This is a genomic window from Prevotella sp. E15-22, assembly GCF_023204875.1.
GTDB lineage: Bacteria > Bacteroidota > Bacteroidia > Bacteroidales > Bacteroidaceae > Prevotella.
Map to the genome: position 1 here is coordinate 2,446,181 of NZ_CP096247.1, position 13,174 is coordinate 2,459,354.

A 13,174-nucleotide genomic window follows, 5' to 3' on the forward strand; every position below is an offset into this window, starting at 1 on the left:
TCAATCCTAGCCAGATGAATGGTCTGGTCGGCGGTAGTGGTAAAGTCTGCTATAGCTACGACGATGGTTGGATACATGATTCATGCGGAACTTACCAACCAAATAAGGAATGCGATGGTAGTACTAGCGGTGTTCTATGCTATTCTTATGCATGGTAATTATTAGTGTACATACATCTACTAATAACAATTTCCGAACAGTTTAAAGGATTCTTTGTAATAGTAGGCAGTGTCACACAAAATTATGTAAATGTTTTTAAACTTACTTGAAAGTATTTATCGAGTAAGTGAGAGTAAATTATGTGGAAAGTGTATCATATGATACACTTTCCTAAAATAAAAATTATGATTTGGTCAAAGTATAATTATTTATTCAAATGTAATAATCATTATTATTTGTATAATTCGCTATCAAATGGGTTCGCTGAATTAGATCAGGATACATACAATAACATTAAAAATAATGCAAATAACATAGAAGCATTAGAAAATGATAGTGAAATATATGATTTTTTATTCAAAATGAAAGCTATTGTAAATAGCGATCAGATAGAATTTGATAAAATTAAATATGTAACGCTGAGAAATAGGTTTAAAAGTAACACTTTACATCTAACAATAAATCCAACGCTAGATTGTAATTTCGCATGTCCATATTGTTTCGAAAACGATCATATCAAGAATTATATGACCGAAGAAACAGAAGACAAGATTGTAAAGTTTATAAAAAATTACAGCAATATTTCATCTGTTTTTGTGACATGGTTTGGTGGTGAACCTTTATTAGCATTTCGATGTATTCAAAGTTTAACTCATAAGATTGAGAAAATAGGCTTAGAATATAAAGCAGGTATGATAACAAATGGATATTTGTTAAACAAGAATATAATATGCAAACTAAAGGACTTACGAATAAAGTCTTTACAAATAACTTTAGACGGTTTAGCTGCCATACATGACAGTAGACGTTGTCTTAAAACAGGAGGAAAAACTTTTGAGAGAATTATTTCCAACATCACTTTATTAAACGAGTTAAATCCAGACATAAAGGTCAATATTAGAATGAATATTGACAAGACTAATTTGGAGGATTTTGTCAAATTGTATTCTTTCATTCAGAGTAAAGGCTATAAGAACGTGTACATCAATCCTGCTTTCGTTGAAGATGTCGATAATCCGAATTCTAATCCTTGTGTTTTTAATTCTGCGGAGAAAGCTGTTTTTATTCAGCAACTACTGCTTGAACATGGGTTGTCATTTTCACTATTATATCCAAGTAATGAACGTACAGAATGTTCTGTTCGTAATCCAACGTCTGTAGTTATTGGTCCGCAAGGAGAACTCTATAAGTGCTGGCACGATGTTGGTAATAGTGAGATGGTGTATGGTAGTCTTGACAATGGCATTACTAATGAAAAGATTCTGCTTGATTATTTGATAGGAGCAGATCCGTTTGAAGACAAATCATGTATTAAATGCAAATTACTTCCAGTATGTAATGGAGGATGTCCACATGCTCGTCTTCAAGCAGAAAAGAAAGGCCTAAAAAATGCCGTTTGTCCTCCGATAAAGAACAATTTAAAAACCTTTCTTGTGTTACATAAAAAGAAAAAAACGTTATGATAAGGTCTGTTGTATTTTTCACCATATTTTTATTAATGCATGTTACATGTGCTCAAGATTTGATTAATCTTGAAGGAAAAGTGTATGACTTCAAGACTCGTAAAGATCTCATCGGTGCAAATGTACAGATTATGGATGCAGATAGTAACGTAATCGCTACAACGGTAGCATCATCTTACATTCAAAACGGAGATGTTAAAACATACAATTCTCGTTTTTGGGTTAGTGTGCCTAAGAACGACGATGTAACATACATTATAAAGGCATCAATGGTTGGCTATAAAACATCTTATACAGATGTTGCATTTGCAAAAATGTCGAAGAAACAACTTCGTAAGGAATTACCACCAATACTTATGAAGGAAGACAACAAGATACTGAATGACGTGCAGGTATCGGCAACAAAAATCAAGTTCTATTACAAAGGCGATACTGTAATATATAATGCAGATGCTTTCTTATTATCCGAAGGCTCTATGCTTGATGCATTAGTACGCCAATTGCCTGGAGTTGAAATGAAACCTAATGGTGACATTTACCATGAGGGTAAACTTGTAAAGAATCTATTGCTTAACGGCAAGAATTTCTTTAATAGCAATAAAAATATTATGCTAGATAATCTACCGACATACATGGTAAAAAGTATCAAAGTATATGATAAACTCAGCGATAAGGCAGAGTTTCTAAAAGCAAAGGAAAGTGAGGACAAATCATATGTTATGGATATATGTCTTAAGAAAGACTATTCAATAGGATACATTACAAACTCAGAAGTTGGCGCAGGTGATGCGGACAATACTAGCAGCAAATTAAGTCCATACATAGGACGATTGTTTGGCATGCGTTTTACTGATCATTCCGGTATTGGCTTATACATTAATGCAAATAACATTAACGATGACCGACGCCCAGGACAGACTGACAGTTGGTCGCCATCAAATATGGTAGAAGGAAATAGGAAAGAGTTGCTTTCTGGCCTTGATTATAATGTGGATGCTCGAAACAAAAAATGGAAGCTGCACGGTGAGACAAATTTCTCTCAAAGCATATACGACAATGAAAGGAATTCTTACCAAGTTAATTTTCTCAAATCGGGTGATTTGTATGAACGTATACAGAATACTGACAGGTTGAAAAATTTCAGTCTCAATACAGAACATGATTTTACGCTTACGTTTAAGACTATCATGCTTACTTTATATCCTAAATTGGATTACCATAAGTATGATAATAGTAGCCATACATTTCAACGCGCATATGCTGATACAACTATTAATAAATATCAGTCAAACTATCTAAAACATGGTTATGAGTGGAATGCAGGAGTACAACTCAAATCTACATTAAAAATTGCAGATTCATATAATTATGTGGATTTTGGGGGAGAATTTTCATATAGAGAAAAGAAATATGATGAGTTTAACAGGTATTCTTTACAATTCGGGAATACAGAAACGTTGGTTAATCATGCAGATCAATATATCAAGAATAAGCCAAACAACAACACATTCATAAATGCATTTGTAAGTTATCATCATAGGATAAATAGCAAATGGTCTGCATCTCTTGAATACTCTATCGCACACACTGATAGGAAAGAAGATTCATATATGTATTTGCTTGATAAAATGCAGAACTACGAAACGAATGAATTTGGTACTCTTCCGTCTATCATGGATTATGAAAAGAGCATTGATACTCGCAATAGTTTTATTCAACAAACATGCGAGACATCACATTGCGTTGTTCCCTACATTCGTTATGGAGGAAAACAAAATAACGGAAGTAGTTTGGTATGTCAAGTATTCTTTCCTGTATCTATGAGGTCTCAACGGCTTGAGTATTTACGAGGAGAAATCGATACTACAATCACAAGACATCCTTTATTGCTAGGAACATATGGTACTTACGCAGAATGGAGAAGTAAGGATAATAACACGCAAATGTATATGGGTTATCAACTTGTTGGCAAAACTCCAGATTTGCTAAATATGGTTAACATGCATGATGATAGAGACCCTTTGAATATCAAGGAGGGCAATCCGAATCTCAAATGTAGTTATGAGCATAAATATTCATTATCATTTAGAAAAAGGAGTAAAGTAATGTATGGCATACAAGGAAGATACAACTATATTTCAAATGCCATTGCGATGGGATTATTATATTCAGAGAATGGTATACGAACACACAAGGCTTATAATGTGAATGGTAATTGGAATGCGAGCTTAAAAGGTTATATTCAAATGTATTTGGACAAATTAAAGCGTTTTTCATTTACAAGTCAGGAATCCTTTGAACACATACAAAATGTTGATTTATTAAGTCAGAATGTACTTGCTGGTATGACAGAGAACAAAGTTCTATCCGAGAATTTAAGCGAACAAATAAATTTCAAATATGAAAATGGGAAGATAAACATTGCTTTCGAGAGTAAACTATGCTATAGAAATATACATAGTTCCCGTGCGGGATTCACTGAAATGAATATATTTGACTACGATTATGGTTTAAATGGTGTATTCGCTATGCCTTGGCAGATGCAGTTTGCGACAGATATTACCATGTATTCACGACGTGGATATGGTTCTTCAGAGTTAAATACAGATAACTTGGTGTGGAATTTACGTATTTCAAAGAGTGTCATGAAAGGCCGACTTGTATTCATGCTTGATGGTTTTGACGTACTTGGCAACTTAAGCAATATAACATTTTCGCTTAATGGTCAGGGACGTATGGAGACTCGTCGTAACGTATTGCCACGCTATACTATGTTGCACGTCCAATATAAACTAAACAAAAAGCCTCATAAGAAATAGTATGAAAAAAGTTATTGAACCGGATTTACAAAGACTAATAATCGGTATTAATGATCTAAGAAACAATGGACTTCTATATGGCAAAATTGGAGTTGCATTAGCAATGTACCATTTTGCAAATAGTCGTTCACGATATTTTCTAAATGATTTTGCTGACGGTTTAGTCGAAGAAACATTGAATTCCATTACAAAATATGATAATTATGATTTTGCATATGGATTATGTGGCATTGGATGGGCTGTAGAATATCTGATTCATCATAAATATGTTGAAGGAGATTCTTTGTCTATATGTGAATATCTTGATGAAGCAATAATGAAAATAAATCCCAACAGATTAGATTATGGTTTAGAACATGGTCTTAAAGGGTTGCTACATTACGTATTAGCACATATATATAATTGTTATAACCAATGCGGTATCATACCATTTGATAATGACTTTCTAAATGATTTAAAAAGTGCTTGTAAAACTGCTTATATAAATACCAAAGACATTGAATTATTAAATCTTTGTAACAATTTCTTTAATTTTATTTCTGGCAAGGAAATATCATATAGTTATAACATCTGTCAATTTATTCAGAAATCTGACAAAAAAGACGAAGAAATGGCAAGCGATTTATCCATTCGAACTGGTTTAAGCGGAAAATTATTGTTAAATTTATTATAATCAATTATGAAAGTGTCCATTTTAATGTGCGTTTACAACTCTGAAACATACTTAAAAAGATGCATTCAGAGTATTCAAAATCAGACATATAGAGATTTTGAAGCCATAATTATTGACGATGGCTCAACAGATCTCACGTCAAAGATTTTGGATGATATTAAAGATAGTAGATTTCGAATCTTTCACAGGCAGCATGGCTATATTACATCTCTAAATTATGGCCTTCAAATTGTACGAGGTGAATATATTGCAAGAATGGATGCTGATGATATAATGATGCCAAATAGAATAGAAACACAAGTTAATGTACTTGATAATAATCCAGAAGTAGCAGTTTGCTCTTCTTGGATTAAAATATTTGGCGAAGGACTTGAAGAAAAAAATATAAAAAAAGCAAGTGGCAAGTTAGATTGTCCCTATGTACAATTGCTTGATAGTAATTATATTTGTCATCCAGCAACAATGATAAGAAAAAATTTCATTGATAAACATCACATACAATATAAGGAATACATCCATGCCGAAGATTATAAATTATGGTGTGACATAGCATTGGCTGGAGGCGACTTTTGGATTATTCCAGAAGTTCTATTAGCATATAGAATATCTTCTGGACAGGTATCAAGCAAGTATTATCATGAGCAAAACAAAACAGCCATGAAGATAAAAAAAGAAATATTATTAACAATACTAAACGATGACAAGATAACTTGTCATGAAGAATTACAAAAAATATACTTGGAATTGGAAAAAATTAACAATATGAGATTATTATCAGGAAACACTATATTTCATATTATCAGTGTTTTGTCCAAAGAAATTCATACTTATAATAGAAAATGAAATTTCCACACTACGTACAACATGATTCTTCGGATTGTGGTCCCACTTGTCTTCGAATGATTGCCAAGTATTATGGTAAGACATATTCTTCGGAGATGCTTCGGAACCATAGTTTCATCTCTCGTGAAGGAGTGTCAATGCTTGGAATCAGTGATGCAGCTGAATATATAGGCTTTAGGACACTTGGAGTTAAGATTACATTCGACCAGTTAGCTAATGAAGCGATGTTGCCATGTATCCTTCATTGGAATCAAAAACATTTTGTAGTTTGCTATGACATAAAAAAGAATTGGCGTGGCAAATACAATATATGGATTGCTGACCCTGCATCTCAAAAACTTTGTTACTCGGAAGATGAATTTAAGAGATGCTGGCTGTCTACAAGGGAGGATAATGAAGAATGTGGAACTGCATTATTACTTGAACCAACGCCAGATTTCGGAAAAAGAGAAGATGAAATAAGGAAGAATAAAAGTGTCACATCGTTTTTTAGATACTTTTTCCCATACAAAAAATTACTCTTGCAACTTATTCTTGCAATGGTTGCAGGTAGCTTATTTAGTCTTGCTTTTCCATTTTTAACTCAGGCTATGGTTGATAAAGGAATCAATGGTCGTGACATGAGTATTGTAACCTTAATTCTCATTTCACAGTTGATGCTGTTTTTTGCACAACTATTCATTGGTTTTATCCGTAGTTGGATTCTTCTTTATATAAATTCACGGATTGACATATCGCTTATTTCAGATTTTCTTATTAAACTTATGAATATGCCGTTACACTTCTTTGATACAAAGAATACTGGCGACATAATGCAGCGTATAGGTGATCATGGAAGAATAAAAGGCTTTCTGATGGGAAACTCAATAAGTATGGTATTCCAAGCTGTGAATCTCGTTATTTTCACAGGAATACTTGCTTATTTCAATTTGAAGATACTTTTTATATTTCTTACAGGAAACATTTTGCATGTACTTTGGATTCTGATATTCATGAAATATAGGAGAGAACTTGATCTTAAAAGATTCAACCAATCCACGAATAACCAAAATAAAATTATTCAGTTAATCCAAGGGATGCAGGATATCAAATTAAATAATTGTGAACGACAAAAAAGGTGGGAATGGGAAAAGATTCAGGTAAATCTCTTCAAAATAAGCGTAAAAGGTCTGAAGATAGGCCAGATTCAACAGTCTGGCTCTATTTTTTTTACAAAAGCAACTGACATTATTGTATCTTTCATTGCAGCAAGTGCAGTTATTAATGGAGATATGACGCTTGGTATGATGATGTCTCTTACATTTATACTCGGTCAAGTTGCTGGTCCAATATATGAATTTATTAGTTTCGCTCAATCATTGCAAGATGCCAAGATTAGTCTTGAACGCTTAAATGAAATACATTCTCAAGAAGATGAGGAACAAAATATCGGAGACAAATTATCTGTTTTACCGCAAACAATGGATATTGAATTTAAAAATGTAAAATTCAGTTATAGTGGAGCAGATAGAGACTTTGCCATAGATGATATAAACCTTATGATACCTGAACATAAGGTAACTGCAATCGTTGGTGAAAGTGGTTGTGGAAAAACCACACTAATCAAATTACTGCAAGGATTTTATGTACCAAATAGTGGTAGTATTACAATCGGGGGGGTTGCTTTGTCTTCAATAAATCCACATTTGTGGCGGCGTGCAACAGGTTCCGTTATGCAAGAAAGCTTTATATTCTCTGATACTATAGCTAAAAATATAGCAATGTGTACGGATGATGTGGATGTCAATCGTTTGTATTATGCTGCTACTATGGCAAAAGCAAATGATTTTATCACTGCATTTCCTATGGGTTATAATACTAAAATCGGAATGGAAGGAAACGGAGTAAGCCAGGGACAACGTCAGAGAATACTTATTGCACGTGCAATATACAAGAATCCTGAATTAATATTCTTTGACGAAGCGACTAATGCTCTTGACACTACTAACGAGAGTGAGATAATGAATAATCTTCGTGAATTCTATAAGGGCAAAACTGTCGTAGTTGCAGCACATAGATTGAGTACAGTAAAAGATGCTGACCAGATAATCGTCATGAAACATGCAAAAATCGTTGAGACTGGTACTCATGCAGAACTTATAGCAAAACGTGGAGAGTATTACACATTAGTAAAGAATCAATTAGACCTAAATGCATAAACATTTATTGTCAATGGAAGAAATGGAAAGTAAATACTTACCAGTCATAGAACTGAGAAGTGAAGAAGTTCAGGAGTTGATGGACAGAAAACCATCCTTTATCTTGAGCTATGGAATTGGTGTGGTTCTGTTTTTGTTGTGTTGCTCTTTTGCAGCAAGTAAATTCGTGCCATATCCAGATGAACTAAAGGTTAATGTAATACTTTCACCAAATGTAAATACAAAGAAGTTCGTAAATACAAGAGATGTTGAAGTTCTTTATATCACTCCAAATCTTGAATCAAAAGTCTGCAATGGTGATACGCTTGGAGTTTTTGCATACGAAAATGATACTATGTCATTTGTTAGTCCGTATAACGGTATTGCATATAGAACTGGAGGCTATAATTGTGGAGATATTATCAAGTCTGGTAACCTTACCATACTTGTGTCGGATTGCGAGAGTCACACTTCTACTGTTTATGCTTACTCGTCTGTCAATATGGAAAGTGCAAAAAGAATAAGACGTGGCATGAGTATGACAACAGAAGGAGATAAGGATGAATATGTGGTAAAAGAATTATCATCAATTCCAGATGTGAATGGGTTATATACCATCGTATTTACAAAAAAGTTTAAGCAGAGACAGAAGATTATGACACAACAGGAAACGGCTGGAAGCATTACACTTGATAACACAAATGTATATGACAGATTCTTTGCTCACGGGATTAAAACTATGATAAAAATATGAATAAATGATATCTATTTCTTTGAAAAAAGGCGTAAGCAAAATTGTACAGTTCTTATCTACTTAATGTTTAATGGGAAACTGTCGATAAATACGAGACGAGATACGAGGAGTGTGAAAGGGATAATATATTCTATCATCCTATAATAGATTTTAGTATCTTTTCATAAAAATAACTGTAAAATGAAACAAGCAATTCTTTTACTCTCTAACAAAACAGATTATGTTGTACATGAGAGGTATAGCAAGTTGGCGAAAGATTATGGTCATAAGGCTGATGTCTATTTGCTTTTTGACATTACTAAAGGGTATAACAAACAGGATTTGGTACACTTTGAACGCGTATATTCCTTTGACGTGAACTCAATGATAGATGATGGTTATATTGCCTTGATAGAAGGTTTTCTTGGGAATTGCCACTATCCAGTATTGGTATTTCATAAAGAACACCCAGAATATGACTATTGTTGGATTGTGGAGGATGACGTTATTTTTACTGGCAATTGGAGTGTTCTGTTTGAGTCTTTTTCAGATGATTCGTCGGATTTGATTGCCACCAGAATACGTACTTATGAAGATGAACCTGCATGGTCCTGGTGGCGGTCGATGAGGGCTGGCGAAGGCGTTACACTTACTAAAGATAAAATGTATGCCTGTTTCATTCCCATCTATCGTCTTTCTGCAAGAGCAATAGAATGTCTTGACGTAGAAATGCGCAATGGATGGCGAGGACATTTTGAAGGTGTCGTTCCAACAGTCTTAATTAAAAATGGACTGACATTAAGAGACTTGAATGGTAAAGGATATGGATTGGCCGAACGTGTTAATCCTCATTTTTATTCAGACAGTACACATGACTGCTCGCCATTGCATGTACAGTCATTTAAAAAGAATATGATTTATCATCCTATAAAAGAAAAGGTAAGTAAAAAAACATATCAACGTTATTGTTTACTATCTGTTGTTGGAGAATACAGCATACATAAAGAATGGATAACAGGTAATGTGAGAAGAAATTATGACGTTCATCTAATAGTCAATGACATGTCGTTTGGCAAACATTATGATGATGCAGACTTTGTGTATGGTAAAGCTGGTAGAAAGATAGAATTGATAAAAGATTACTTCGATAACCACAAATATCTGCTTAATCAATATGACTATTTCTTCATCATTGATGAAATGTGTAGAATGAACGTGGAACAAATAAATGAGTTGTTTATAGAAATGGCACAAAATAACTATGAGTTTTCTCTTTTAGGCATGACCATGCCGTGTCTAAGACAGGATGCGATGATGCAAGCGATAGAAAGTGATCCAGAAAGATCAATAATGTTCTTTGAATAAACAAGACTATGAAATATGATTATCTCACAGTTGGCTCAGGATTATTTGGAGTCACATTCGCATATTGCGCAAAGCAAGCAGGTAAATCAGTTTTAGTAATTGATTCTCGTCCTCATATTGGAGGAAACGTGTATCAGGAGAATGTGGAGGGCATAAACGTACATAAGTATGGCCCTCACGTTTTCCATACATCCAATGAAGAGGTGTGGAAGTTCGTAAATCAGTTTACTAAGTTCAATCACTTTGAGTTGCACACTATTGCCAACTACAAAGGAGAACTGTACAACCTACCATTCAATATGAATACTTTCCATCAGATGTGGGAAATATGTACACCAGAGGAAGCGGAGAAAAAGATTAAAGATGCAAGACGAGAGGCAAAAGAACTATTGAAGTTTGACGAGCCTCGTAATCTTGAAGAACAAGCATTGTCTCTTGTTGGACGTGATATTTACAAGAAACTTATCAAGGAATACACGGAAAAGCAATGGGGACGTAAATGTACGGACTTGCCATCATTCATTATTCGTCGCCTCCCTGTAAGGTTCACATACGACAACAACTACTTCAACGATATCTATCAAGGCATTCCTATTGATGGATATAACAAAATGATTGAAAAGATGCTTGAAGGTGTGGACGTAATGCTCAACACCAATTTTTTTGATAGTAATGATGATAAGCCAAATTGCAAGAACTGGAGGAACTTTGCAGATAAGTTGGTATATACCGGCAAGATTGATGATTTTTTCGGTAATTGTTATGGCAATCTTGATTATCGTACAGTTAGGTTTGAAACAGAAATAATAAATAAACCCAACTATCAGGGCGTTGCCATTATGAACTTCACTTCGCATGATGCTCCATACACACGTATCATGGAGCATAAGCACTTTGAGAAGTTCGGCAATGAAGTATATGACAATCCCAAGACGGCCATCACTCGTGAATACTCTGTAGAATACGAAACTGGCATGGAACCGTACTACCCTATCAACAATGACAGGAATATGGAACTATATGCAAAATATAAGGCTTTGGCGGATAAGGAAACAGATATTATCTTTGGCGGTCGTTTAGCTGAATACAAGTACTACGATATGGCTCCTACAATTGAAAATGCATTAAAAACTTGGAAAAAACACATGATCGTTTGATGTGTTTCCACCATTCAAAGAAGTTATATTCAATCACAATCTATTTCAAAATCGGGCTACTTCAAAGTAGTCCGATTTTACTTTATATTTCCTTTACTCATTCTTGATACTATCAAAAATAAAGAAGAAAACATATTATTTAGCGTTATTGTATTTCTGTAATACATTTGTAATGAAGACAAGTAGTATTTGGGGGTCAAAATACTGACCTGTATCGTTCCATTTACAGGAAATGTGCAGATGTGCACCAGTCGTATGCTTACCCGTATTTCCGCTGACGGCAATCTTCTGTCCTGCAAATACTTTTTGTCCTTTCTGCACATCAATTCTTGACAAATGTAGAAACGAACATTCACAAACTCCGTAATTGACAGTGACGAAATATCCACCTCCAGTTGAATATGAAGCAGCAGTCACGATACCAGGAAACATCGAATAGACATTCTCATACCTCGCTTTTAGGTCAATGCCATTATGCATGATATACCTATGACAAATAGGATGCAAACGCATTCCGAACTCAGAATTAACATGGATTCTATTGAGTGGATAGGAAACATGGGAACTGATATTCTTCCGTCCTTCCATTCCAGAAGCACCACCAGAATTAAATAACATACAGTCCGTATTCTCAACTTTCCTTATACTATCCTTTGGAACAACCCTATGTTCTGAAGGATATTTCTTTGTATAGATAGCATGTCGATTCTTCCCTACTCCAATGGTATTGAACTGCGCAAGGCAGATTGTCTGGACAAATGCCGACGTGAGAAGCATAAGTATTGTACGTTTCATGGTGCAAAGTTACCATTCTTGTTTTACTCGGAAAAACAGACGCATACATTATGTGCTCATTATAACATTTGATAAGTTTTGAGTATGATTTCTTCTGCAAAATTATACTCAAATGTTATCAAGACTCAAAATCGACCTGATTTAGTATTTTCTTCAGCTAAGATGAATAATTATGGTGTACCTTCGCAGCCAAAATTATTTCATCAACTGATAAAAATTGAAGAAAAATGCAGTTTACCGAGAACGAAATTCCATTCCAGACCCTTGACCGTTTGGGTCTGACCCGTGAAATGATTGAAGACCTCCCTGTCAGGATTACCAATGACATTCTCGAAGGAAGACGCTCGCCCGTACTTCCTATTATGGTTATTGACCAAGAGGGCAATGAGGTCAAGAGTCGTAGCCGCTTCAAGCTCATCCGCAAGGATGACGGCAATGTTGATGCGCTCTTCTATCCTGAGATAGAGAAAGCGGATCTCAGACTGTTCTCAGAGCAGAACCGCGCTCTCTTAGAAAAAGGTAAGACTATCATTGCCACCATTCCAGATAAGAATGGCAGCATGGTACGCTCCTTTGTACAGATTGACAACGAGACCAACCAGGTATTGTCTGCCCCAGTTCAGGTTATCGCCCGTAACCTCCAGTTCATTTCAGAGGATATCCATTTGAGCGAAGCTGAGTTTAACAACCTCCAGAATGGTGAGCCTGTCACCTTCGTCCGTGACGACGATGACGAACCTATCACTGTTGGTATTGACCTTAGCAACCGCACTGGAGTACGTGTATCTCCGGGCGATGCCAAGATGTGGAGCGAACAGCGAACCCGTGATTGGGACAAATTCACCTTTGGCATCTACGGCTGCTGGGTCATGGGTGAAGACGGCAATCTTGATTACGTCAAGGAAGAGGACTACACCGATGAACTCTGGAATGAGCAGAGAAAAGCAGGTCTCAGAAGCATGGGACACATGCGCTAATCAGAAACAAAAC

Annotated in this window: 10 protein-coding genes; 9 read left to right on the forward strand and 1 reads right to left on the reverse strand. The window is 35.1% G+C overall.

Going from position 1 to position 13,174, the window contains the following annotated elements; translation table 11 throughout:
- Nucleotides 1–344 precede the first annotated feature (344 nt).
- From M1D30_RS09970 to glf, 8 genes are all read left to right on the forward strand, one after another.
- Nucleotides 345–1,622 carry a radical SAM/SPASM domain-containing protein gene (locus M1D30_RS09970; RefSeq protein ID WP_248503581.1) on the forward strand — a complete coding sequence of 426 codons (1,278 nt, stop codon included), beginning with the start codon at nt 345–347 and terminating at the stop codon, nt 1,620–1,622.
- The gene (locus M1D30_RS09975; protein WP_248503583.1) at nt 1,619–4,441 is read left to right on the forward strand and encodes an outer membrane beta-barrel protein; all 2,823 of its coding nucleotides are present in this window, start codon (nt 1,619–1,621) and stop codon (nt 4,439–4,441) included. The genes M1D30_RS09970 and M1D30_RS09975 overlap by 4 nt, the downstream gene beginning before the upstream one ends.
- 1 nt (nt 4,442) lies before the next feature.
- A complete protein-coding gene (locus M1D30_RS09980; RefSeq protein ID WP_248503585.1) occupies nt 4,443–5,114 on the forward strand; it encodes a lanthionine synthetase LanC family protein in 672 nt (223 codons plus the stop codon).
- A 24-nt stretch (nt 5,115–5,138) separates the two neighbouring features.
- Nucleotides 5,139–5,957: a glycosyltransferase family 2 protein gene (locus M1D30_RS09985; protein ID WP_248507821.1), complete on the forward strand. Its 819-nt coding sequence runs from the start codon at nt 5,139–5,141 to the stop codon at nt 5,955–5,957.
- Nucleotides 5,954–8,155, forward strand: coding sequence for a peptidase domain-containing ABC transporter (locus M1D30_RS09990; RefSeq protein ID WP_248503587.1), 2,202 nt, complete (start codon nt 5,954–5,956; stop codon nt 8,153–8,155). The genes M1D30_RS09985 and M1D30_RS09990 overlap by 4 nt, the downstream gene beginning before the upstream one ends.
- 13 nt (nt 8,156–8,168) lie before the next feature.
- The gene (locus M1D30_RS09995) at nt 8,169–8,888 is read left to right on the forward strand and encodes a hypothetical protein (protein WP_248503588.1); all 720 of its coding nucleotides are present in this window, start codon (nt 8,169–8,171) and stop codon (nt 8,886–8,888) included.
- Between the two features lie 180 nt (nt 8,889–9,068).
- The gene (locus M1D30_RS10000; protein WP_248503590.1) at nt 9,069–10,232 is read left to right on the forward strand and encodes a DUF3405 domain-containing protein; all 1,164 of its coding nucleotides are present in this window, start codon (nt 9,069–9,071) and stop codon (nt 10,230–10,232) included.
- Between the two features lie 8 nt (nt 10,233–10,240).
- On the forward strand, nt 10,241–11,389 hold the full coding sequence (glf, locus tag M1D30_RS10005; RefSeq protein ID WP_248503597.1) for a UDP-galactopyranose mutase: 1,149 nt from the start codon (nt 10,241–10,243) through the stop codon (nt 11,387–11,389).
- Nucleotides 11,390–11,524: 135 nt separating this feature from the next.
- Here the strand turns inward: glf and M1D30_RS10010 are convergent, their stop codons facing one another.
- Nucleotides 11,525–12,184: a M23 family metallopeptidase gene (locus M1D30_RS10010; RefSeq protein WP_248503599.1), complete on the reverse strand. Its 660-nt coding sequence runs from the start codon at nt 12,182–12,184 to the stop codon at nt 11,525–11,527.
- Between the two features lie 227 nt (nt 12,185–12,411).
- On the opposite strand from M1D30_RS10010, the gene M1D30_RS10015 reads away from it, so the two are divergent.
- On the forward strand, nt 12,412–13,161 hold the full coding sequence (locus M1D30_RS10015) for a DUF4099 domain-containing protein (RefSeq protein WP_248503600.1): 750 nt from the start codon (nt 12,412–12,414) through the stop codon (nt 13,159–13,161).
- Nucleotides 13,162–13,174: the final 13 nt, after the last annotated feature.

Coding starts and splice junctions, on each gene's coding strand:
- M1D30_RS09970 (WP_248503581.1), top strand. CDS start 345: ATGATTTGGTCAAAGTATAATTATTTATTCAAATGTAATAATCATTAT.
- M1D30_RS09975 (WP_248503583.1), top strand. CDS start 1,619: ATGATAAGGTCTGTTGTATTTTTCACCATATTTTTATTAATGCATGTT.
- M1D30_RS09980 (WP_248503585.1), top strand. CDS start 4,443: ATGAAAAAAGTTATTGAACCGGATTTACAAAGACTAATAATCGGTATT.
- M1D30_RS09985 (WP_248507821.1), top strand. CDS start 5,139: ATGTGCGTTTACAACTCTGAAACATACTTAAAAAGATGCATTCAGAGT.
- M1D30_RS09990 (WP_248503587.1), top strand. CDS start 5,954: ATGAAATTTCCACACTACGTACAACATGATTCTTCGGATTGTGGTCCC.
- M1D30_RS09995 (WP_248503588.1), top strand. CDS start 8,169: ATGGAAGAAATGGAAAGTAAATACTTACCAGTCATAGAACTGAGAAGT.
- M1D30_RS10000 (WP_248503590.1), top strand. CDS start 9,069: ATGAAACAAGCAATTCTTTTACTCTCTAACAAAACAGATTATGTTGTA.
- glf (WP_248503597.1), top strand. CDS start 10,241: ATGAAATATGATTATCTCACAGTTGGCTCAGGATTATTTGGAGTCACA.
- M1D30_RS10010 (WP_248503599.1), bottom strand. CDS start 12,184: ATGAAACGTACAATACTTATGCTTCTCACGTCGGCATTTGTCCAGACA.
- M1D30_RS10015 (WP_248503600.1), top strand. CDS start 12,412: ATGCAGTTTACCGAGAACGAAATTCCATTCCAGACCCTTGACCGTTTG.